At 49.5% G+C, this 22,832-nt stretch carries 19 protein-coding genes; 14 read left to right on the forward strand and 5 right to left on the reverse strand.

The genetic code is table 11. The annotated features are described in order from the left end of the window. Window position 1 precedes the first annotated feature (1 nt). Entirely contained in the window at window positions 2-4,408 is a 4,407-nt protein-coding gene (locus H6F90_RS01540; protein WP_190549613.1) for a PAS domain S-box protein, read from the reverse strand. Between the two features lie 416 nt (window positions 4,409-4,824). Between H6F90_RS01540 and H6F90_RS01545 the strand changes: the two genes are divergently transcribed. The 3 genes from H6F90_RS01545 (at window position 4,825) to H6F90_RS01555 (ending at window position 8,111) form a co-directional block, all read left to right on the forward strand. Then, window positions 4,825-5,559 carry a response regulator transcription factor gene (locus H6F90_RS01545; RefSeq protein WP_190435775.1) on the forward strand — a complete coding sequence of 245 codons (735 nt, stop codon included), beginning with the start codon at window positions 4,825-4,827 and terminating at the stop codon, window positions 5,557-5,559. Between the two features lie 386 nt (window positions 5,560-5,945). After that, complete coding sequence (locus tag H6F90_RS01550; protein WP_190549614.1) at window positions 5,946-7,652, forward strand: SpoIIE family protein phosphatase; 1,707 nt, start codon at window positions 5,946-5,948, stop codon at window positions 7,650-7,652. Window positions 7,653-7,655: 3 nt separating this feature from the next. Then, on the forward strand, window positions 7,656-8,111 hold the full coding sequence (locus H6F90_RS01555) for an anti-sigma regulatory factor (protein ID WP_190435784.1): 456 nt from the start codon (window positions 7,656-7,658) through the stop codon (window positions 8,109-8,111). 16 nt (window positions 8,112-8,127) lie between these two features. Here the strand turns inward: H6F90_RS01555 and H6F90_RS01560 are convergent, their stop codons facing one another. The 4 genes from H6F90_RS01560 to H6F90_RS01575 all read right to left on the reverse strand — a co-directional run bounded on the left by H6F90_RS01560 (window position 8,128) and on the right by H6F90_RS01575 (window position 11,784). After that, the gene (locus H6F90_RS01560; protein ID WP_190549616.1) at window positions 8,128-8,556 is read right to left on the reverse strand and encodes a ketosteroid isomerase family protein; all 429 of its coding nucleotides are present in this window, start codon (window positions 8,554-8,556) and stop codon (window positions 8,128-8,130) included. Window positions 8,557-8,782: 226 nt separating this feature from the next. Next, window positions 8,783-10,330, reverse strand: coding sequence for a dolichyl-phosphate-mannose--protein mannosyltransferase (locus tag H6F90_RS01565; RefSeq protein WP_190549618.1), 1,548 nt, complete (start codon window positions 10,328-10,330; stop codon window positions 8,783-8,785). A gap of 242 nt (window positions 10,331-10,572) precedes the next feature. After that, window positions 10,573-11,121, reverse strand: coding sequence for a Coq4 family protein (locus H6F90_RS01570; protein WP_190549620.1), 549 nt, complete (start codon window positions 11,119-11,121; stop codon window positions 10,573-10,575). Between the two features lie 141 nt (window positions 11,122-11,262). After that, window positions 11,263-11,784 (reverse strand): Spy/CpxP family protein refolding chaperone, encoded by a 522-nt coding sequence (locus H6F90_RS01575; protein ID WP_190549622.1) that lies wholly within the window; start codon window positions 11,782-11,784, stop codon window positions 11,263-11,265. Between the two features lie 97 nt (window positions 11,785-11,881). On the opposite strand from H6F90_RS01575, the gene H6F90_RS01580 reads away from it, so the two are divergent. The 11 genes from H6F90_RS01580 (at window position 11,882) to H6F90_RS01630 (ending at window position 22,736) form a co-directional block, all read left to right on the forward strand. Further along, entirely contained in the window at window positions 11,882-13,225 is a 1,344-nt protein-coding gene (locus tag H6F90_RS01580) for a sensor histidine kinase (protein ID WP_199295653.1), read from the forward strand. Then, a complete protein-coding gene (locus H6F90_RS01585; RefSeq protein WP_190549624.1) occupies window positions 13,222-13,905 on the forward strand; it encodes a response regulator transcription factor in 684 nt (227 codons plus the stop codon). The genes H6F90_RS01580 and H6F90_RS01585 overlap by 4 nt, the downstream gene beginning before the upstream one ends. Window positions 13,906-13,962: 57 nt before the next feature. Further along, window positions 13,963-14,739, forward strand: a complete 777-nt coding sequence (locus H6F90_RS01590) for a thioesterase II family protein (RefSeq protein WP_370587918.1) — start codon at window positions 13,963-13,965, stop codon at window positions 14,737-14,739. A 9-nt stretch (window positions 14,740-14,748) separates the two neighbouring features. Then, window positions 14,749-15,495, forward strand: coding sequence for a 4'-phosphopantetheinyl transferase superfamily protein (locus H6F90_RS01595; protein WP_190549629.1), 747 nt, complete (start codon window positions 14,749-14,751; stop codon window positions 15,493-15,495). A gap of 59 nt (window positions 15,496-15,554) precedes the next feature. Next, window positions 15,555-16,475, forward strand: coding sequence for an NAD(+) kinase (locus H6F90_RS01600; RefSeq protein WP_190549631.1), 921 nt, complete (start codon window positions 15,555-15,557; stop codon window positions 16,473-16,475). Between the two features lie 346 nt (window positions 16,476-16,821). Then, window positions 16,822-17,547 (forward strand): hypothetical protein, encoded by a 726-nt coding sequence (locus H6F90_RS01605; RefSeq protein WP_190549633.1) that lies wholly within the window; start codon window positions 16,822-16,824, stop codon window positions 17,545-17,547. 6 nt (window positions 17,548-17,553) lie between these two features. Continuing rightward, window positions 17,554-18,651, forward strand: coding sequence for an aromatic ring-hydroxylating dioxygenase subunit alpha (locus H6F90_RS01610; protein ID WP_190549635.1), 1,098 nt, complete (start codon window positions 17,554-17,556; stop codon window positions 18,649-18,651). Continuing rightward, window positions 18,648-19,490 carry an SDR family oxidoreductase gene (locus H6F90_RS01615; RefSeq protein ID WP_190549637.1) on the forward strand — a complete coding sequence of 281 codons (843 nt, stop codon included), beginning with the start codon at window positions 18,648-18,650 and terminating at the stop codon, window positions 19,488-19,490. Before H6F90_RS01610 ends, H6F90_RS01615 begins: the two co-directional genes overlap by 4 nt. Then, window positions 19,490-20,416 carry a ferritin-like domain-containing protein gene (locus H6F90_RS01620; protein ID WP_190549639.1) on the forward strand — a complete coding sequence of 309 codons (927 nt, stop codon included), beginning with the start codon at window positions 19,490-19,492 and terminating at the stop codon, window positions 20,414-20,416. The genes H6F90_RS01615 and H6F90_RS01620 overlap by 1 nt, the downstream gene beginning before the upstream one ends. Continuing rightward, complete coding sequence (locus H6F90_RS01625) at window positions 20,413-21,681, forward strand: P-aminobenzoate N-oxygenase AurF (RefSeq protein ID WP_199295654.1); 1,269 nt, start codon at window positions 20,413-20,415, stop codon at window positions 21,679-21,681. Before H6F90_RS01620 ends, H6F90_RS01625 begins: the two co-directional genes overlap by 4 nt. Window positions 21,682-21,683: 2 nt before the next feature. After that, on the forward strand, window positions 21,684-22,736 hold the full coding sequence (locus tag H6F90_RS01630) for an aromatic ring-hydroxylating dioxygenase subunit alpha (protein WP_190549641.1): 1,053 nt from the start codon (window positions 21,684-21,686) through the stop codon (window positions 22,734-22,736). The last annotated feature ends 96 nt before the right edge of the window (window positions 22,737-22,832 follow it).

Below are 22,832 nucleotides of genomic sequence, written 5' to 3' on the forward strand. Positions count from 1 at the left end.
TTTAGCGGTGAGAGCTGACTTGACGCGGTAGTTCTACTCGGAAAGTTGAACCCTGCCCCACAACACTTTCGACTGTAATCGAGCCATTCATCATTTGCACCAACCAGTCTGTAATCGCTAGGCCTAATCCTGTGCCCCCATGTTTGCGGGTTGTGGTTTGGTCTACTTGGCGAAACTCTTCAAAGATGTGTTGCAAATCTGATTGAGCAATGCCAATTCCAGTGTCTTGAACCGCGATCGCCACGCAGTTGGCTGAAACTTCCCACGCCATCACCTTGACGCTGCCCGACTCAGTAAACTTAATCGCATTAGACAGCAAATTTACCAAGACTTGGCGCAACCGCATACTGTCATTGATAATGCCAGGATTCACCAAGTCAGTGCTGACCGACAAATCTAGATTCTTTTGCTCAGCTAGCGATCGCAACTCTTCGGTGGTCGCTTTGACTAGGTGCTCCAAGTTAATTTCTTCTAGTTTCAGTTCCAGACGGCCCACTTCAATTTTGGAGAGGTCGAGAATATCGTTAATTAGCGCCAGCAAATTCTTACCGTTATTGAGAATTCGCTCCACCATGTCTTGTTGAGGGGCACTTAGTCTTTCCTGGTGCTGGCGGAGCAATAATTGTGAGAAGCCAATGATCGCGTTCATTGGAGTTCGCAGCTCATGGGACATAGTGGCTAGAAACTGAGATTTGAGCTGAGCCGCTTCTAAGAGTTGGAGATTTTGCAGTTGAATTTGTTGGCGTTGCCGTTCTAGCTCCGAGTTCTGACGAGCCAAAATGTCATTCTGCACCGCTAAGCGCTCTTCGCGTTCCTCCAAAACATTGATCAAACGAGCATTGTTGATTGCGATCGCCGCTTGCTCGCCAAAAGCCACTAATAATCGTTGATCTTCATCATCAAAGGCTTGGAGGTCTTGCCAATTGCCGATCGCTAGTACACCCAAGCGACCTGCCTGAGCCGACTCGATCGCTACTGCATAAATGGAAGCAGGCATTTCCTCAGAGCCATATTCTCGCAGCGATTCACCTTGCAGGAGTAGCGATTCTCCGGTCAGAAAAACTTGACCCAGAAATCCATTGCGAATGTCAGAACCATCGAGTTGCAGCTTTTCCATGCCCACACCGACTTTAGCGGTTAGCTCCAGCAGATCGCGTTGAGGGTTACGCAGCGCAATCAAGCCAAACTCAGCTCCGGGTATAGCTCCACAGACCGAGCGCACCATTGTCTGCAACAATCCAGGCAAGTCGGCTAAGCGCTGATTCAATAGATTTGTTAGCCGTTGCAACGTCCGCAACTGCTGTTGCTGCTCACCCAAAATCAGAATTGCCTGTCGTAGGTTTTCCCCAACTTCTTGGGCTTCTCGATACAGCCGCGCATTGTCTGCAGCTAGAGCAGCTCGGCGGGCTAGATCTTCTGCTAAAGCGAGATCGGCTGGGGTATAACGCCGACCCGATTCTGCACTCACGAGAGAAATGACCCCCAAAGTGCGATCGCGAGCCATCAACGGCACTAGCATGGCTGAGCTGAAGCCCACCTGTCGCAACAAGGCTAGATGCTCTGCATCTTGGGCCATTGCTGTCAGCAAGGCATCGTCTATTTCTGGATAAAACTCAGATTTTCCAGTGCGAATGACGTTCGCTGTTCCTCTAGAAGCGCTGGGGGCAGGGGGATAGCGCCGATACACCTCAGCCGCCCATGCAACGTTCTTAGGGTTGGTATGGGCGATCGCCACTTGCCGTAGAGTTTGGTCCTCTGCAACCACATCCACTACACACCAATCGGCTAAACGCGGCACCAGTGACTGAGCCAAATTTTCCAGGGTGGTTTGATAGTCTAGAGAAGCCGCTAGTAGCGTGCTCGCTTCCGCCAAAAATCGCTGTGACTCCTCCGCTTGCTTGCGCTCTGTAATGTCGAGAAATGCACCCACACACCCTCGCACATTTCCCTGCTCATCAAACAGCGGTGCATCATATTCCAACAGCTTGATGACTCGCCCATTACTGTGGACAATGTCAATCTCTGTATCTAAAACCTCTCTACCTGTCGCGGCAGCGTAGCGCAGCGGTAACTCATGAGCTGCTAATTCTTGACCATTCTGCAAAACTCTGAATTGAGTAGACTTTGCACCAGTTGGGTTGCTTAAATTTGGACTACTTAAAGAAGTAGTACCATCCAACGGCATCTCTAGCAGCTTGGCAAAGTAGGGGTTGACTCGAATATTTTCACAGCTAGGCTCGTCTGCGATGCCAATGCCAATGGGCAGCACATCAAACAACGTCTGCAATTCATCCACTCGTCGCTGCAAGACACGATTTAGCTCTAGGATTTTCGCCTCTCTGCGCTTGCGTTCTTTGGCAAAGGCGACGTGATTAGCAATGGTTTGGGCGAGTTGAATTTCCTCTTCAGTAAAGTGATGGGGTGTATCGTAGCAAAGCAGGAATTTGCCCAACAATTGCCCCTGAGCGATTAGTGGCATAAAACCGATCGCACGAATGCCTTCTTGCAAAATCACCGACTGTAAAGGTTCTTCGGTTAGCTCAGTTTCCACATTTGCCACCCAAATCGGCTGGGGGCTTGCGGCATCGGTAGGCCAAGGAGAACGGCCTTCAGTCGCTTGCCGATAAGTATCCGATAGCTGTCGCCAAGCCTGAAAACGCATGACGCGATCGCTATCTAAAATCAGTACAGCCGTGCGATCGGCTTTGAGGGCTTGTTGAAATCCCCCTAAAGCAGCTGCGTAAATATCTTCGAGCGCAGCCGCGTGACTGACTGTATTGGTAATGTGATAAATCGCCTGCAATTGCTCAAACTGCTGACGCAAGGTGGCTTCTGCCTGCTGGCGCTCGGTGACATCGTAGAAGATCACAACTCCAGCCACAATATTGTTGTCGCGATCGCGGATGGGGCTAGAACTAACCCGCATCACACCCCAGGTTTGATCTCCCCGTAGAATGCGAATTTCCTCGTCTGTGATGACTTCACCATGAGCAATGGAACGAGCCAGTGGCCAATCTAGTGACTGATAGGGGCGGCCCTCCGCATCAAATCCTTGGTAGTCTTGATATTGCGCAATTTGCTCGGCAGGCAAAAATGAATGACGCCAAATTTGCTCAACTTGCTCATTACCCAGCACTAGTTTCCCAGAGGGAGCCTCCGCAATAATCACGCCCGCTGGCATTTGTCTTAGGACTGCTTCCAAGCGGCCTCGCTCGGTTTCTAGTTGCTGCAGCAGGTCTTCTCGCTCGGTTTCGGTCTGCTTAGTATGGGTGATGTCTAAGACAAAGCAGACGGTCTCCTGCCCCGACTCCAACAAAGCTGCCCCGATCAGCACCGAAACCCGACTGCCATCTTTGCGGATATACTCCTTTTCCCAGGGCGAGCACACTCCAGCAGTTTGCAATTGCGCGATCGCCCAAGCATCCATCTCTTGGTAGGCCAGGGGAGTCATGGCTGCCCAACGCACTTGGCCTAACTGCAACTCCTCTCTGGTGTAGCCCACCATCTCCAGGAAAGCTTCATTAGCCTCCGTAATCTCGCCCGTCAGTCTGGCAGTGATTACCCCAATCATATTGGCTTCGGCCAAGCGTCTAAATCGCCCTTCGCTTGCTCGTAACGCCTGCTCTAGCTGCTTGCGCTCAGTAATATCGCGCGAATTGAGAATGACTCCGCTCACACCTGCATCTTGCAGCAGGTTATTCGCCACCACTTCTATGTCAATCCAATGCCCCTGAGCATGCTGGATGCGGAATTCTAAAGGAGCCGCAATTCCAGGCTGGGCCAAAATCTGAGTAAAAGTGGTCTGAAGCCTAGCCACCTCGCTGGGATGAGTGTACTTAAAAGCTGATTGACCGATGAGGGTTTCAGGAGGGTAGCCTAAAATTCGCTCGATCGAGGGGCTGACATAGCGAATTGTGCTGTCCGACTCCAAAATGGTGATGATGTCAGAAGAGTTTTGCACCAACGAGCGGAAGCGAGCTTCACTTTCTCGCAATTTTTGGTTGGCTGCCGTAGCCTGAATTTCAGCACGACACAGACGAATCGCATTATGGAGGCTACGGGACAAACTTTCTGGAGCCAGTTTCGCTTTAGGCAGATAATCAGAAGCGCCTGCCTTCATCAGCTCAACGGCTACTTGCTCATCCCCCTGATTGGTTAGAACAATGAAAGCAGTTTGAACTCCTTGCTCGCGCGCGGTGCGGACTAAAGTTAAGCCATTGCCGTCAGGTAATTGGTAATCCAGGAGAACGCCATCGAAGGATTGTTGCTGTAAAAGCGCGATCGCGGCACTGTAACTACCTACCTCTGATAGCTCTAGCGACAGACCCGCAGCTTGGAGTGCCCGACGCACCGCCATCCGGTCTGCTTCATCATCGTCAACCACTAAGATTTTGAGAATCTCTTCCATAACGATTGGCTATCAGCAATCCGCTCTTAGCTGGCTTTGGTTCAGTATCGACTATTCCCAGTCCTTGTACTAAATACTGTAAACAAATCGCTCAGCCTCAACAAATTCTGAACGCTTCCGGCTGTTTCACTCAAGGTCCCTCATGCTCTACAAACACTCCTTCGCTAGCCAGAGCAGGGACTCAAGGTGGATAAAGCGGTGGATAGATCGGGTGATGTTAACTTCAAGGGATAACGAGTACACAATGAAGCTTAACCATACATTTTTGACAGCAAGATCTATTATCGGAATAGTTCAGCCCGTTCCTACTATCGATAGATAGATTATTTCAACACCGGACGGATAAGCTTGAGCTAGTTCCTTTTGTGTGAAAAACTACTTTCACCTTCTTATTTATAAGAATTGCAAAGCTGATTATGAACGAAATTCAAGTTGCCCTGATTGAAGACCATGATTTGACACGAGTGGGCCTACGGACCGCTCTCCAGCAACGGGGCGCAGTTAAAGTTATTGGTGAGGCTGCCACCGGTACTGAAGGATTAAAGTTACTAGAAACTGCTAAACCCGATGTAGCAATTGTGGATATCGGCTTGCCCGATATGGATGGAATCGAACTAACCAGACGATTTAAGCAAATGCTGGCTGAGTCAGATTCCCCTGAGCCATCCACCACTAAGGTCATGATTTTGACCATGAATGACAACGAGGACGCCGTTCTAGCAGCTTTTGCGGCTGGAGCTGACTCTTATTGCATGAAAGACGTGAATGTAGATCGGCTGCTAGAAGCGCTGAGAGTTACCAACGAAGGCAATAGCTGGATTGATCCAGCGATCGCTCGTGTGGTGCTGCAACAAACCCGCCAGCCTTCGTCTCAAACCGTTAGCAGCATCCCCAGCGAAATTCACACAGTTGCGATCAACGCTGCTGATGACGAATACAGCCAAATGATTGAAGCTTACCCCTTGACCGAGCGGGAGCTAGAAGTTCTAGAGCTGATTGTGGCAGGTTGTAGCAATGCGGCGATCGCCGAAAAACTCTACATCACGGTTGGCACTGTGAAAACCCACGTCCGCAACATTCTCAACAAACTCTGTGCGGATGACCGGACTCAAGCCGCAGTTCGCGCTCTCCGTTCTGGTCTAGTTGGCTAAACTAGCCGTTACTTTGTCTACTCTCCGGTCTGGGAGCGACTAACCTCAAACTTCCTCCAGGCGTGAGTTTATCCTTTGTCCTGCCCATTTTAGTGACGCGATCGCAATTCGTTTAGGTCGGTTGTGGGTGGGACTTTTTTAGGCTCAAGTTTGAGCTGCGTAACCCGTTTTAACCTATACTCGTTTCTCTAGAATTTGAGTTTTATCTGTTAGGGTTCCCCTAATCTAGGGTACTTTTGAATTTGAGATGATGTGTGGCCGAGGTGCCGGGACCAGCTTGCAACTCGCTGCTCTGTTCTGTCCGCTTGTTTGATTCTTAGTCGAATAGCGTTACTCTGACTACTTTCAAGCCACCATCACAATTAACCTGTCAAGTGGAGTACCGCATGAGCCAGGGCAGTGGGGGCAAGCTCAAACTGATGGTCGTAGACGACGAACCCGACAACTTAGATTTGTTGTATCGGACCTTTCGGCGTGATTTTGAAGTTTTCAAAGCTAGCAGCGGTCTCAACGCGCTCCAAGCTCTAGATCAAGAGGGAGAGATGGCAATTATCATCTCTGACCAACGCATGCCTGGAATGAACGGCACGGAATTTCTGAGCAAAACAGTCGAGCGCTTCCCCGATACGATTCGTATTGTTTTGACGGGTTACACCGATGTTGAAGACTTGGTAGAGGCCATCAATACAGGCAAGGTTTTCAAGTACATCACTAAACCTTGGATGCCTGATGAGCTGAAAACAGTCGTGCAGCAGGCGGCAGAAACTTATCAAGTATTGAAGCAGAGAACAAATGAGTTGCAGCGAGCCCTCAGACGCGAATCGCTATTTAATGCCATGACCAGTGCGATTCGAGAGTCGTTAGACTATCGCAGCATGCTACAGACGATTGTGGAAACTATTGGCAGTGGTTTTGAGGCTACTTGCTGTATCTTACGGCCTGTTGAGAGCGATCGCCTCACCGCAGAATTCTTTTCCTACCAAGCCCCCACCCAAGCAGAACTCTTAAGTTCAAGTCACTACCTTTCTGGTAGCCAAGCTGAGGCCGACTCACTCACTCATCAAGCACTGACAACTCGCCAAACTCAACTAGCCCCTACAGGGGTGATATCCCCTGAGCTAGCGCAGCTCGTTATTCCGCTGACTTATCAGCAAGAACTGCTTGCCGTCCTGGCACTTTACCAAGACAGTACAGCCTCTATCTGGCCGCCCGAAGACATTCAACTGATTGAAGGGGTTGCAGAACAAGCCGCTCTAGCCATTTCCCAAGCTAAGCTCTACCAACTCATTCAAGAGCAGACGCAACAAATGCGTGCGGAGCTGGAAGTTGCTCGCCAAATTCAAACCAATTTGCTGCGGCAAAGCTGGCCAGAGGTTGAGGGAGCCAAGATTCAAGCCTGCTGTTATCCAGCACGTGAAGTCGGTGGTGATTTCTTTGAAGTCTATGTTCATCCGCAAGGCGATATTTGGTTGACGGTTGGAGACGTTTCTGGCAAAGGAGTCCCAGCCGCTTTATTTATGGCCAGTGCTATTTCCGTGCTACGGCGAGAACTTGCTCAAGAAGCTCCGCCTGAACCAAATATCGTGATGCAGAACTTAAACAGCGGCTTGTCAGAGGATTTAGTCAGTAACAACTGTTTTATTACAATGGTTTTGGCCCGTTATACACCCGCCACGGGTCAGCTAGTCTATGCCAATGCGGGTCACGTTTATCCGCTAGTATGGTCTCACCAGGCCGTGATTTCAGCCAGTTCTTCAGAAACGTTACCAATAGAACCAACTTACTTAAAAACTCGGGGCGTCCCACTGGGCATTCTACCTATTTGGAAGGCGGCGGCAGGCAATGTAGTTCTGAATTCAGGAGAAGTATTTCTGCTGACTAGTGATGGTATTACTGAGGCAACAGTTAACGCAGAAGGGATCGGTGATGGCACTCCTCTGAGTGCAAGTTCGATGTTGCAGCAAACAGGCCTCTGGCAGCTTCTCACCCAAGAGCGAACTCCCTTAAACCTCAATACCCTCCTGGAGCGCATTCAAGCGCATAACCCCATTCAGGAAGATGACCAAACCATTCTCTCTCTGGAGGTTCTGTAGTCCATGAGAACTGAGCTTCACGTACCCAGCGACTTGAAGTTTTTAACTATTGTTGAAAACTGGCTGCTAGGCTCCTTAGAAGTTGAGCTAGGCAACCATGTGGATTGGCCAAAGCAGTCAAATCGCCTCCGTCTAGTGTTAGTCGAAGCGTATTCTAACGTCGTGCGCCATGCCCACCGCAATCAGCCCAACCTACCGGTGTTGATTCGCTTAGAACTCAAAGATCGCGACATTGCTCTAGAGATTTGGGATCACGGCAAAGGGTTTGATCTTTCCACCTATTTGCCCCCCACCCCGGAAGATAAGCAGGAAAGTGGCTACGGATGGTTAATTCTAAACCGTCTCATGGACCGAGTGGAATACCGACTTCAGGTGAATGGCCGCAACTGTCTCAAATTAGAAGCAAGTCTGCCTGAAGAAGCAAATTCTAAACTCAATTCTCATTCAAAAACGGATTGACCAAGCAGTTTATGCCTTAACGCTGAAGATTTAACAGTTCTTGAGGGGACGCCAAGAGCTTAACAGTAACGGAAGTAATTCTTTCTTGGGCGTCTAGAATAAAAAGCCAAGAGACGTTGACACTGAACCAAGGCGTTTGGACTTTGCCAGCTACTTGTGCTTGAAGATAGTTATTGTCTACCTCCTCAGTAATTCCTTGTTCAGGCTGTAGCACCATGCCTGCTGCTTCTTTTTGCAGATAAGCAGCGATCGCTTCTGGTCCTACCAGCGGTGGCTCAAACGGTGCATTCATCACACCCTCAGCCGCAAACAACTGGCTTGCTGCTTCAAAATCAGCCGCGTTGAGCTTTTCAAAGTATTGGAGAATTGTTGGTTCTGTAATTCCTGCGATTGAAATGGTTGCTTTATTAGAAGTTACTTGATTAGGAACAGTGGAATTAGACATAGTTAAACTTACAAATTCAGTTGTAATCACAAAGCTAGTGAAGCCAGCCTTCCTTACAAACGCTGAACTACAGTAATCAATTAAATCCAGCTTCAAAGGATGCAACTAGACTAAAGAAAAGCAACTAACCAAAGCTTGCCCCCGCAGATGGATTTCCCTGCTCTCTGAAGTAACAATAGGGTTTCAAATTACGAGTTGCGAACCACAAATTACAAATTGATGTTACTTACCAAGTAGGCAGCCAGCGGCGCAGTTGCCAATCGGAGGGGGACAGGGGGAGCCCAAGGTAGAGGGGTAGCCAGAAGATAAAGGCCAAGATGATCAGGAAAATGGCTGTGGCACCTGCGACTCGGAACCAATACTGGCGGCTGTGGAGCCAGCGATCAATGAGCCACGCGATCGCAAGTAATGAGAAGACGGAAGCACCCATGTAGTGGTAGAGAAAGGTGCAGCGGCTGACTCGCATCCAAGGGATTACGTTGGCCCAATAGTTGACGACAATGTAAACGCCAATCCACAAGTCCATTGACCCAGTTATCGACCCAGGAGTTGATCGAGTGAGGGGAGGAGTGGCGATCGCTTGGTCGGAGGGTCGGTTAGAGGGGGTATCGATAGTGTCGGCTTGCTGCACCCAGTTGTAGAAACGGGCTCCTAGCATCCACATCACCAACAAAATGCCAGCCGTGGAGAGCCACCAGAGTAAGGGGTTGCCCATCGCGTGAATGTCGTAAACCACTTTCACGGCTGCCTGGGGGAGGGGAGGCTTGGCAGGTACGATATCGCTGGTGGTTTGAGCGGTTTCGTAGAGGTAAACAATGGGACGCTGCATGAAAAACCAGCTCTGCCAGTCAGAGCAGTAGGGGTGAACTTTGGGGCCATTGCCAACCTGCTCGTGATACGACAAAATTCGTTTCTGTACGTCCCAGAAGTTGGGGCTGGGATTGAGTTGGAGATGAGGAATCCAGCTCAGGCTGTAAGTTAGAACTGGGACAACTGCCAAACTTGTGATGGCGGCGATCGGATTGAGTTGAGTCAGCTTGCGCAGGGGAGAGATGAATTGCTTACCACTGGGTGTGACGGTGAGGTCCGCTGTTGCTCCCCAAAACTTGGCAACCAAGCGCATGATCCACGCGGTAAACCACAACAAGTAAGCGCCGAACAAAAACCATAAGCCATTCCACTTGACAGCAGCGGAAGCGCCAAAGGCAATACCTGCTAGGATCAGCCACCACCAGCGTTTTACGCCTCTTCGATCTAGCGATCGCAAGAAAAACCACTGCCCCAACAAGCCAAAGCTGATTAGATAGACATTGACCAAGGCGTAGCGAGACTCAACTAAAAATAGGCCATCCAAGGCGGAGAGTAAGCCTGCAAATAGGGCATAGCTACGACGACGGGTAAGCTGATAACCAATGCCCATGACAATCAAGGGAATGAATGAACCCACTAGGGCATTCAGCCAACGGTAGCTAAAGGGGGACAGCAGCGAACCTGTGAGGGAGTTTTTAACCGCATTCGCGCCCCAAGGGGTAAGGTTGCCAAGCCAGATCCCAATGGCAATCAGGTATTTGCCCAGGGGTGGGTGTCCATCAAAAAAAGGCCGCTGGGTGAGGTAGTTGTTGGCAAAGGTGGCGAAGTAAACTTCATCGAAGACTAGCATGTTGAAGCGACTCAGACCCCAGAACCGCAGCGCGATCGCCAATAAGAAAATGCCAACGGTGCCCAGAATGAACCAAAGCTGAGGCTGCTTAGACAACTGCTTAGACCAGGCCATAAACCAACTCTCAATCCCCTAACTTCTGCTGCCTTGCTGTAAGGCTTAAGCGATCGCAATGAACTTTGCTCCATCAACGATACGTCAAAAGCTTGTCTTCTCCTACACTTCGCTCCCTTAGATTTTTGGAGAAGTGATGCAGAAAGGCAAAATGTAGGCGATCGCTTAGAATTCCTTAACCCAAAATTGTTTAGCTAGGCATTGTGCATTAACGTCGGAACTTAATTTTTTTCGGACCCGCCTCAATTTGGGGAGGGTTGCGCTTCAAGGCCAAATAAAGCTTGCACTTGGGCTAAAGGTAATTGCCAGAGCTGCTCTGGTTGCCAAGTATCAGGCTTAAGGCGCGATCGTTGTCCTCGCTGGTAAGCTTGCTTTAGCCGTTCCCAAGGCATTTGGCTAAATTTTGGAGTTTGGTTTTGTGGAAGCTGCTGGTAAAGCAGGCGCAGCAATCCTAAACCAATCAGGAGGTTGGTGGTGCTGAATTTGGTTCCGAGCAGAAAGGCCTGCACTTCGGCCTCCCCGATTGAGTCACTGCCGTAGCTTGTCAGAATATGAATGCCGTCATGCAGTTGTTTGCGCCGAGAACCTGTGGTGAGTGGTGATAGGCCATGCTGGTCTAGAAAATCGGCCCAGGCTCGACCAAAGGTGCCCGCAGGCAGCGATCGCAAGGTTGTCAGATTCACAATCGTTGGGACGTTGCGCCCTCGTAGCTCAGCGATGCGATCAATTAATTTAAAGAATCTTTCGACTCTAGGATTCGATGCGGGTGTGGCAGCAGTTTGGGCATTCATGTTTGTGTTCCAGATGTGTTCCAGAGACTGTCGGCTTAAAAGTGCAGGGGCAAACCAGCGATCGCCCCTGGCAAAATCAACAAAGGTTTAACGGTTTAGAGCGCTTAACAATCCAACTTACAGGGCTAGAGTGCCTAGGAGTTATTGCTGTTGCCCTTGCCGTCTTTGCTGTCGAGTTTGCTTCAGTTCATTCAGCGTTTGCCGCTGCTCCTCGGTGAGCACTGCTTCCATGCGCTGACGGGACGCTTGCTTAATTTCTTGGATGCGAGTTTGTTGCTCGGCTGAGAGATTGAGGTTGGCAAATGGGCCTCTGCGCTCTCTGTTTTCTCCTTGGGGTCTAGCTTGGCCCTGGGCTCTGGCTGCTTGTCTTTCCGCCCTGGTGGCTTGTCGCTGTTCCTTGGCTGCCTCCAGTTGTTGCCGTTGCTCTGCGGTCAAAACTTGCTCGATTTGAGCTTTAGTTGCTTCGTGAATTTGCTGCATCTGCGTCCTTTGTTCCGCAGATAGATTCAAGGCCTTCATGCCTTTCATGCCTTTCATCCGGGGACCGCTTTGGCTCGGTGTTCCGGTGCCAGACTGGGCCTGAACGACTTGGGTCGCAAGTGGAGCAGCAGTTAGAGTCATGGCGATCGCGCCTGCTAGCAAAGGAATCAGTTTCAGTTTCATAGTTGGAATCATTTGTGAGTAGCTCAGTCATCCGTGGATGAGCCAATCATAAAAAATTGATTCTCTATCCACCTGAGGAGAAGGTCATGAAGTTGGCATGACTTTGGTCATGGATGATGGCGTAGGACTCAGGCATAAAAGCAGTAGTCCAAGGAAAGGTAGTGCTCTTAAAGTAAGAAGCAGCACCTTTGATTTTGCTAATCCGCAAACTTCCGTGAGTCAGCCGCTAAAAGTTCAAACTCATCCGTTTCCGTTCTTGTTGTACTTAGAGTGGGCTCTGCTCGGTGTAGCAACACTATCGGAACTATTTTTCGTGCCGCTGCCCCGGATGCGCCAGTTTCCCCTCACGACGCTCTTGAGTATTGGCGGCTTGTGGCTGATGGGGCTACGACTCCCTGTGAGCCGACCTGGATGGCTGAAGCTGCTGTATACAGGGTTAGAGTTTAGCCTAATTGTTTTGGCGGGAGGCTTGAGTCCACGGGGAATCCGGGTTTTTCCGTTTCTCTATTTGGTTTTAGTCATTCGCAGTTGTTTGCTGTTTAAGCTGCCCGGACGCTTGATGGTGACAGGGCTAGCGTTTTCTTCCTTTCTGCTGACGCTGCTTTACCGCATGCAAACGCTGAATCTGCCAGGGCGACCGATGGTGCAAGACCGCATCCGGTTTCTCATCCTCAATTTGACGTTGAATGCAGCTTTGCTGTTTGGTCTGATCCTGATTTTGGTGTTGTTTTTAATCAATGCGCTGCTATCAGAGCGCGAAAGCCGAGAAAAGCTGGCGATCGCCAATGAACAACTGCGCCAATATGCCCTGCGAATTGAAGACCAAGCCACGCTGCAAGAACGCAACCGCATTGCCCGCGATATTCACGATTCCTTGGGCCATGCTCTCACCGGGTTGAACATTCAACTGGAAGGAGCCTTAAAGCTTTGGCAAACCAACCCCAGTAAGGCGCAAGCCTTTCTAGCAGAGGCAAAACGCTTGGGATCAACGGCATTGCAAGCAGTTCGCCAATCTGTAGCAGCGTTGCGCTCCGATCCACTCCAGGGGCAATCTGTAGAAATGGCGATCGCCCGCCTAGCCCAAGAATTTCACTGTACAACCGGAATTTTGCCGACTTGTGAAATTGAACTGACGCGATCGCTGCCGCTAGAAGTCAAAACTACGGTTTATCGCATTGTCCAGGAATCTCTAACCAATATTTGTAAATATGCTGCTCCTACTGCGGTGCAGATTCAAGTTAGAACAGCAAAAGACATCCTGCTGTTACAGGTTCAAGATGATGGCAAGGGCTTTGAAGTGAATGAAAATACCACTGGCTTTGGAATTCAGGGGATGCAGGAACGGAGTTTGGCGTTGGGCGGTCACTTTAGCATTGAAAGTCAACTAGGATCGGGTTGTCGCATTCTAGCCAAGCTGCCCTTACCGAAACCGCCCCAATGATCCGCGTTCTACTAGTCGATGACCAAAGTATTCTGCGCCAGGGTTTGAAAGCGCTGCTGGAGCTAGAGCCAGACCTGGATGTGGTGGGAGATGCCAGTAACGGACAAGTTGCGCTCCAACAAGTAGAAGCCCTACAACCCGATGTGGTGCTGATGGATGTGCGAATGCCCGTGATGGATGGGGTTGCCGCCACTAAAAGCATTTGTCAGCGCTTTCCGGCAATTAAAGTCTTGGTATTGACCACCTTTGATGACGATGAATATATTGCGGAAGCCATGCGAGTCGGGGCGATCGGCTATCTGCTCAAAGATACACCCTCGGAGGAGTTAGCTGCGGCAATTCGAGCTGTGCATAAGGGATATGCCCAATTTGGTCCTGGCATTTTTCAGAAAGTGCTTTCTCACATGGGACCGAAACCGAGTGCGAGTGCTAGCTCACCTGCTGAGTCGCTGCCTCCTGGCGTCAGCGAACTCACGCCTAGAGAACGGGAAGTGTTGCGCCTGATTGCGGCGGGTTCTAGTAACCGAGAAATTGCGCAGACTTTGTTTATCTCAGAAGGTACGGTCAAAAATCACGTCACCAATATTCTGAATCGACTCAATCTGCGCGATCGCACTCAAGCAGCTATCTTCGCCAATGCCTATCTAACGTTGCTGAATGACGGAAGTGGTAGCCTGTAAACTCAGATCGGCAAGTTTTGGTTGAGTAGAAAATTGGTGCCCACTGCTACGAATTCTGTGACCTATCCCAAACGTAATTCTCAGGCTCGTTTGCGGCTATTTTGCTTTCCCTATGCTGGGGGCAATTCTTTTATCTTTCGACCTTGGCTGAATAGCCTACCAGCAGATGTTGAGCTAAGCGCGATCGAGATGCCTGGACATGGCACTCGCATGGCTGAGCCGCTATTAACTCGGATGACTGAGTTGGTAGCAGCGATCGCCTCATCTCTACTGCCACATCTAGATAAGCCCTTTGCGTTGTTCGGGCACAGTATGGGAGCCTGGGTGAGCTTTGAGGTGGCTCGCTGGTTACAAGCCCATCATGTGTATCCGGTGCATCTCTTTGTGTCTGGGGCACGGGCTCCTCAATTGCCTAGTCTGCGATCGCCACTGCACCAGCTACCAGAAGTGGAATTCGTCGCAGCGTTGCGTCGGCTACAAGGCACTCCAGAAGCAGTTTTAGAGCATACGGAGCTGATGGAGTTAATGCTGCCGATTCTCCGGGCTGACTTTACGGTGCTAGAAACCTATATACATTCGTCCCAAGCTCCTTTACCTTGCCCGATTACCGCGTTTAGCGGATTGCAAGATGTAGATGTGTCTCCGGAGATGTTACAAGCTTGGCAAACCCGAACCAGTGCTGGTTTTTCTCACCGAATGCTCCCAGGTGATCACTTTTTCATTCACTCAGACCAAACCTTGCTCCTACAACTTTTAACCCAAGAACTCACTCAAATTATCAGCCGTCTGCCTGAATATGCCTCTCTCAAATCTCCTCCAGATTTGGGGAGCTAGGGGGACAAAATGCAGCATATTGAGGGCAATTATTGGCAGTTACCACCTGCCGACTTGAAGTTAGCTCAGGATGAAGTACATGTCTGGTGTGTGGTGCTAGATCAAGACCCAGCGTTGGTTGAGCAGTTTCATGCAACCCTAGCCAGCGACGAACAGGAACGGGCCGCGAAATTCTATTTTCCTAAAGATAGGCAGCATTTTATTGTGGCGCGAGGCTTACTGCGCCTAATTTTGGGCCACTACCTTGACCAAGCACCCGCGCACCTACGTTTCGTCTACAACGCTTACGGCAAGCCCAGGTTAGAAGCTACTCCATCGCTACATTTCAACTTATCTCACTCGAAGGGATTGGCTCTATTGGGAGTGTCGAGCGATCGCGAACTAGGAATTGACCTCGAATACATCCGCACAGACTTTCCTTTTGAGCAGGTGGCTAAATCTGTTTTTTCAGTTTCAGAGCAAAATATTTTGCGATCGCTGCCTGACGCCCTCAAACCTGAAGCATTCTTTAATGCCTGGACTCGTAAAGAAGCCTACATCAAAGCTTTGGGGCAAGGGCTGTCGATTCCGCTCGATCAGTTTGATGTGGCTTTCGTCCCTAGCGAACCTGCGACTTTGCGAGAAGTCAGAGGGACTTGGTCAAACGCCCACAACTGGACTTTGCAGCACCTCAGCCCTGCGCTTAACTATGCAGGTGCGATCGCAGTTGCAGGATCAGGCTGGCAACTCAAGTGTTGGCGCTGGTTAAATGCCTGAAAGGCAAGTGGTAGGATGAAAGCCAGCATCGCTAAACTCTGAAGTTTATTGGTATTTAGGTGCAACTCAAAAACGTCATTATTGCTCACAAAGCAGGAGATGCGACCAGTCGGCGCTGGGCGGAAAAATGTGCTCGGCAACTAGAAGACCGAGGTTGTAAAGTGCTGATGGGACCGAGCGGCCCCAAGGACAATCCCTATCCTGTCTTCTTAGCCTCAGCCACCCATCCGATCGATTTGGCGCTGGTTTTAGGCGGAGATGGCACAGCGCTCTCAGCGACCAGACACTTGGCTGCGGACGGCATTCCAATTTTGGCGGTGAATGTGGGTGGGCATTTGGGATTCCTAACCGAGTCTTCAGAGGAACTGAGCGATTCAGAGCGAGTTTGGGATCGGCTGCTAGAAGACCGTTTTGCAGTGCAGACTCGGATGATGGTGCAAGCGAGTGTGTATGAAGGGCATCGCACCAATCTCGATCCGGTGAGCGATCGCTACTTAGCCCTCAATGAAATGACGGTGAAACCTGCGTCCGCCGATCGCATGATCACTTCCATTTTGGAAATGGAGATAGATGGTGAGGTAGTGGATCAGTACCAGGGAGATGGCCTGATCGTAGCGACACCCACCGGATCTACTTCCTACACGGTGGCTGCTAATGGACCCATTGTGCACCCAGGGATGGAAGCCCTAGTGGTAACACCAATTTGCCCGTTGAGCCTCTCTAGCCGCTCGATTGTTTTGCCGCCCGGTTCAGTAGTGAGTATCTGGCCCTTGGCAGATAACGACCTCAGCACCAAGCTGTGGATGGATGGAGTGATGGCAACCTCAATTTGGCCTGGACAGCGTGTAGATGTACGCGTCGCTGATTGCCAAGCCAAGTTTATTATCTTGCGCGAAAACTATTCTTATTACCAAACGCTGCGCGAAAAGTTGCAATGGGCTGGAGCCAGAATTCGCTATAGCAACAACCACCGTAACTAAATACCGGAATTAAAGCGAGGGGGACAGATTATTAGGTGGAACATAGGTTGACTCAATAGCTTGGTTGCGTCGTTACGCTTTATACAGTTGCACCCAATTGATTGAAAAATTCCTCCAACCCTAACGACTCAACCCTTCTAGCTTGTAGTCTGTGCTGATTCGTTCCTAAGAATAACGGAATCAGACAAAGTGAGCTAGCAAATTTTGTCCGTTGCTTTACGGTTGGCAGGGAGAAGTAATTGGCTGAATTTGGTGGCCCTCAAAAGTTCTAGGGAACTCTATCAACAAATAGCCAGCATCTCAGTCACCTAGGAATTGCAACTGCCCGATCTCGTGAATTTTAACTATGAAAAGTCACCTTGTGGCGATCGCGGAGTTATCTACTGCCGATCGCGAGGATATGTATGGCCTATTAAGCACTCATTTTTCCGGAGTCAAGCGAGCGGTTTTTGAAGCTGACTTGAGTACCAAAAACTGGGTGATCTTATTGAAAGATGAGCGATCGCAGACCCTCAAGGGTTTCTCTACAATTCTGATGTATGAAACTGAGTTTGAGGGTGAAGAGTTGACGATCGTCTACTCTGGCGACACGCTCATGGACCCCAGTGCTTGGTCTAGTTCAGCACTCTCACGGGCCTGGATTGCCTCTGTCAATCAGTTGCGGCGCAAATATCCTCGCGGCAAACTTTATTGGCTCCTGATCTCCTCGGGCTATCGTACCTATCGCTTTTTACCCACGTTTTGGCAAGAATTTTATCCTCGCTATGATGCCCCCACATCTCCCCCAATGGCAAGATTGATGCAATTTCTAGCGCAGCGGCAGTTTGGCGGCTGTTATGACACGACAACTGGCATCGTGCGTTTCCCCCATCCGCAACAGCTCAAAGGTCAGCTTCAGGGAATTCCAGAAGAGCGCTGCAAAGATCCACATATAGACTTCTTTGCTACTCACAACCCACATCACGACAAAGGAGATGAGTTGGTGTGCTTGGCAGAGATTAACGAAACTAACTTAACGCCAGCAGGACGGCGGATGTGGTTCGCCATGCTAGAACCTGCGGCTTTGGTGTAACGACTCATGAGTAGCAAAGCTGGGACGCAGACAGAAACTTTTAATCATCCCGATCGCTTTATCCAAGGGTGGCATTGGGCACTGCGATCGCGAGACCTCAAAGTAGGGCAGGTCAAACCTGTGCAGCTGTTGGGGCGAGATTTAGCGATTTACCGCAATCAAGATGGACAGGTAGTGGCGCTGGATGCTTATTGTCCCCATATGGGGGCACATTTGGCGGAAGGCAAAGTAGACGGCACAGGCATTCGCTGTTTCTTCCACAACTGGAAATTTGATTCTCAAGGGCATTGTGTGGATGTGCCTTGCTTAGGGAAAGCGATTCCTACCCAACTTTCCAGTTGGCCCACTGCTGAACATTACGGCTTGATTTGGATTTGGACGGGAGAGATACCCCAGCAATCTCCGCCATTTGTGCCAGAGCTAGAACATACAGACTATGACGTGATGTTTGGGTCGCATTTCTTCAAAAACTGTCATCCGAATGTGCTGCTGATCAATGCGATTGATGCCCAGCATTTCAATACGGTGCACAAATTCCCAATTCAGATTGTGTTTCGCACAGAGACGTTGCATCGCAATGCCATCACCTTCAGCAACACCACCAGAGGCGGCGATGAATCTTGGCTGATGCGCTTGATTCAGCCGTTTTACAAAAATGAGGGCACCTACAGCATGTGCTACTGGTATGGCAGCACGGGCACAGTGACGCTCGGCCCTGATTTTCTCCACTTCTACATTATGTTTACGCTGCGGCTGTTAGAGGGTGGCAAAACCGAAGGACAAACCGTTTTAATCACGAAAAAGCGGTCTGGATTTCTGGGCTGGCTATTGAACCGGATGATTTTGTTTATCACCCAACTAGTCGGGAATTACTTCGCCAAAGGTGATACACAGATCTTCCAGACGATTAAATTTAACCTTAAAACCCCGACCAAAGCGGATCACTCCATTGTTGAGTTCATGCAGCATGTAGAGCAGCAGCAACCACTCACTTGGGGAATCTGGGAACCAATTCTAGAACTAGCAAAAGTTGCTGTGACAGAAGGGCCAGAAGTTGAACCCAAGATAGAGTTTGAGGCAGAACGAATCCCGGAGGTCGTATGAAAACAGTCCTGATTACAGGCTGCTCCTCTGGGTTTGGGCGCGGCATGGTGGACGAGTTTCTCCGGTGCGGTTGGCAAGTGATCAGCACGATGCGGCAAGCGAACCAACGCCGAGAGCTACTGGCAGAACCGCTGCAAGAATATGGCGATCGCTTAACAATCCTCGATTTGGATGTCACCGATCCAACTCAACGCGAGGTAGTGGTAGAGCATGTGCGCCAAAAAGGAGATTTGGATTGTCTAGTGAATAATGCAGGCGATCGCTTTTTCGGCCCTCTAGAAGGTCTCAGTGAAGCCCAACTGCGACGACAAATAGAGGTAAATTTCTACGGCCCTACCCTCTTAACGCAAGCTTTATTACCAGAGATTCGAGCCACACAAGGCACCGTTATTTTTATCTCCTCGACGTTTGGTTATACAGGTTTCCCGCTGACCTCCGCTTACTGCGCCAGTAAATATGCTTTGGAAGGCTTGGCTGAGAGTCTGTATTACGAGCTAAAGCCGCATGGCGTGCATGTTGCCCTGATTGAACCTGGAGCCAGCTACACTAACTTTGGTCACGATCCGGGTTGGGCAGAAGGAGATTCGGAAGTTTATCAGTTACAGATGCAGAATTATCACTTGCTGAAGGAGCGATTACGGGCCAAATCCCCCAACAACACAATCCAAGTGGCTCAACAAGCGGTGGCTTTGGCAGAAGGGCGATCGCGACGCTTACGAGTACGAGTCGGACAGGATGCAACATTGGTGTATTTCTTTCAACGGCTCGTACCTGATTGGATTCGCCTGCCCTTGATCGATCGGTTCTACCGTCGGATCTTTTTACGGAGGCCAGCTTAATGAATCCGAACATTGCTGGATTTGATCTACCTCTGCTTGATGAAGGAGACAAACTCAATCGGATTTTGGCTTCCACTTTAGGTAATCAGCTACCCACAGCAACACAGCTTTCCTACTCCTACCAGTCAATCTCGCAACTACCACAACCTTATTGGGATGCAACGCATTTTGGTCTAGAACGGGTGGCGATCTTTCAGGATGCTAGTTCAACGGAACAACAGGCGATCGCGCAAATTGCCAGCCAAGGATTGTTAGCAGAAGCCTATTTTGTGGAGAAGGCGGGCATGGGCTATATGGCCAAGATGCTCTTGCTAGCAGAAACTCTAGAGGAACGGATGCTCTACAGCCTCTTCGCCGCCGAAGAAGCCACACACTTAGCTCAGATTCGGAGCTTTTTCACACAAGAACCCATTGGCACCGATGATCCATTTCTGCGGTTTTTGTCTGATTTGCTAGAGACAGGAGATAAAGCTATCTTGCTGTTCATCATCCAAGTAGTGTTGGAAGGATGGGGATTAAGTCACTATCGCAGTCTGGCTAAGGGCTGTTGTTACCTAGAGTTAGGTCAATTGTTTGAGCAATTTCTGCAAGCCGAAGCGCGTCATCATGGTTCGGGCTTAATGCTGTTCAATCAAACATCTTTAGCAGAACCAAGCCAAAGTGCAATTGTCGAGGCATTGACGCTGTTTCTACAAATGGTGCAAGTAGGGCCACAGCGAGTTTTAGCTGCGATCGCTCAAGTCAAAGGAGATCTGTCGCGATTGCAACAAATTCAAGTTTTGCAAGAGTTAGAAACTGAGATCCAGAGCGGGGCGCGGTTGAGTTATTTACGCTCCCTGATGCAGAAAACCAGCGCTCACACCATTGTTCAGGAATTAGAGGAACGCGGGTCTTTTCAACCCTTCCCAGCGGAGAAATGTATATGAATCTATTTAATGAGCCTCAGGCAAATACCTTGCTGGAAAATCAAAAGGTTTATCGTAAGCTGCAAATCAACTACCAACGCAATCAGCAACAAGATCAAACTGCCGCAATCGATTCTGCTGCTGCCAACTTTAACTATGACCAGTGCAAAGACGAATACTGGAATCCAGAGGAGTTCTCTCTGCTTTACGGCACTCCCTTGTGGGAACAAGCGAGTCTCAGTCAACGCATCGTGTTGAACCATCTCTATTGGGTAGCCTATTACTCGCAGATTGTCTCAGCGGAGATCGCGACGATTTTCTTTAACCAGACCAGTGCAGCAGGTCTTTATGCTCAAGAAGATTTCCGGTTGGTCTGTGACACGCTGGATCTAGAGTCAGCCCAAGAGCGATCGCATATCCATGCGTTTAGAACCATTGCTAGTCAGACAGAAGCAGCCTTATTCGGTCAACGAATTTTCACCTACCCGATGCGGGGACCGTTTACGGAAACGATGATATTTGCAGATACCAATGCTTTAAAGCGCTGGTGGAAGCAAGTTCAGCTCAAATGTTTTGGCTTGTTGTCTTCAGATAACACCTTTCTAGCGTGCCAATATTTCACGGTTCGGGGAGTGCGGACACTGAACGGCAAACTGGTGCAACACAAGCTCAGCGCCTACTATCAGAAACATCCTGATGCAGCAAACGCACCGATTCCCAGCCAAATTTCTTATTATCACTTCTTGGATGAGAGCTTCCACTTCAACAGCTCTACAATTCTGGCTCATGATGTTGTGAAGTGCTTAAAGCCTCCGACAAAGTTTGAACGTACTGTCGCGAACTTGGGATTGCGGGGTTGCCAGCGCGATCATTATCATTTCTCAGCAGCCATCAACGGTATCTTCTGGTATGACCCTGCTCTGTATACAGCCATTCATCAAGTGTTGCGATCGCCTGTATTTGGGATGAGCGATCGCGAGGCTAAGGAAATGATGGTGGCCTGCTTTACCCAAGAGTCAGAGGGGTTGCATCGTAGCTATCAGACGCATCAAGAGGCAATGGAGTCTTACAAGATATACCTCGATAAGCTCAGCTATGTTTGGCAGAGCAATCGAGAGATGTCATTGATGGCTGCGAATTCTCTCCCTCAATATCTAAAGACGCAGCAAAGAGCCATGCAGAAATTTTTGGCTACAGGGGAAGTTGGTTCTGGGCCGCGATCGCAGCCAACCTTTATCTCTACGCCTGAGGAAGTTGCTGATGCGGTCTTGGAGGAGGTGAGTTAAACATGCAATCTATTCCTTCCTCGACTGATCTAAGAGCCCCTACTTTTAACAATAATGATGTGGTGGCTCAAGGCTGGTACATCATCTGTGCGAGTCGTGATTTATCAGTTGGTCGAGCGAAATCTTTTGATCTGTGTGGTCAAAGAATAGCTGTATATCGGGGCAAAGATGGGAAGGTTCGAGCTTTAGATGCCTATTGTCCTCATTTAGGTACAGATTTGAGCCTGGGACGAGTCGATGGCAATATGATTCGTTGCTTTTTCCATCACTGGGCCTTTGATGGCGCTGGCAAATGCCAAGACATCCCTTGTCAAGCTCAAATTCCAGATAGAGCCAAGATTCAAGCTTATGCTGCCGACGAGAAATATGGCTTTATTTGGGTGTATCCAGACGGCCAAGCGCCAGAACCTGTAGTTGAGTTTGACGAGTTGAAAGGTAAATCCTTGGTTGTTTGGCACGATCAGCCTCTGGAGCGGCACTGCCATCATCACATCTGCATGATGAATGGCATCGATGCACAACATTTACGAACGGTTCACAAGCTCAATGTTGAGATGGAATTATCTCTCGATCGCAATGCAACTGGCAATGTGATTGATTTCACTATGCGGGGAGAGATTCCTGGTAAAACGTGGCGAGAAACAGTGCTTCAGACATTTTTAGGTAAAAGGTATGAATATTCCATGCGATATGCCGATGGCTGCATGGGATTGCTGACCATGATGAAAAATGTGCGATTGGTGTCACCACTACATATGATTTATGCCTATACACCGATCGCACCGAATAAAACTCGTATTCAGCCAATTTATGTGGCAGAGAACAGGCCAGGAATCTGGGGCTGGGTGGTGACGCGATCGCTCTTACTCCTCACTCGCCTGAGCTACTACTTTCTTCGTGATGAAGATGGCCTGATCTACAACAACATCCGGTTTGATCCGCAAGTGCTTCTGAGTATTGATGCACCGTTGGTGAAATACATGAACTATGTGAATCAGCTCAAACCTTCGCTCTGGTCAAAATGTTTTTCTAAGCAGAAATCATCCGAAGTTTAAACGTTTTTATTTGTATCTAATGTAGTGGGGGTAGAGCATTTGGCCTATAGCCTTTGCAGTTGTCGGAAGAACATCTACCGAATGCTTCGCCTCTAC

Source organism: Trichocoleus sp. FACHB-591 (assembly GCF_014695845.1).
Lineage (GTDB): Bacteria > Cyanobacteriota > Cyanobacteriia > FACHB-46 > FACHB-46 > Trichocoleus.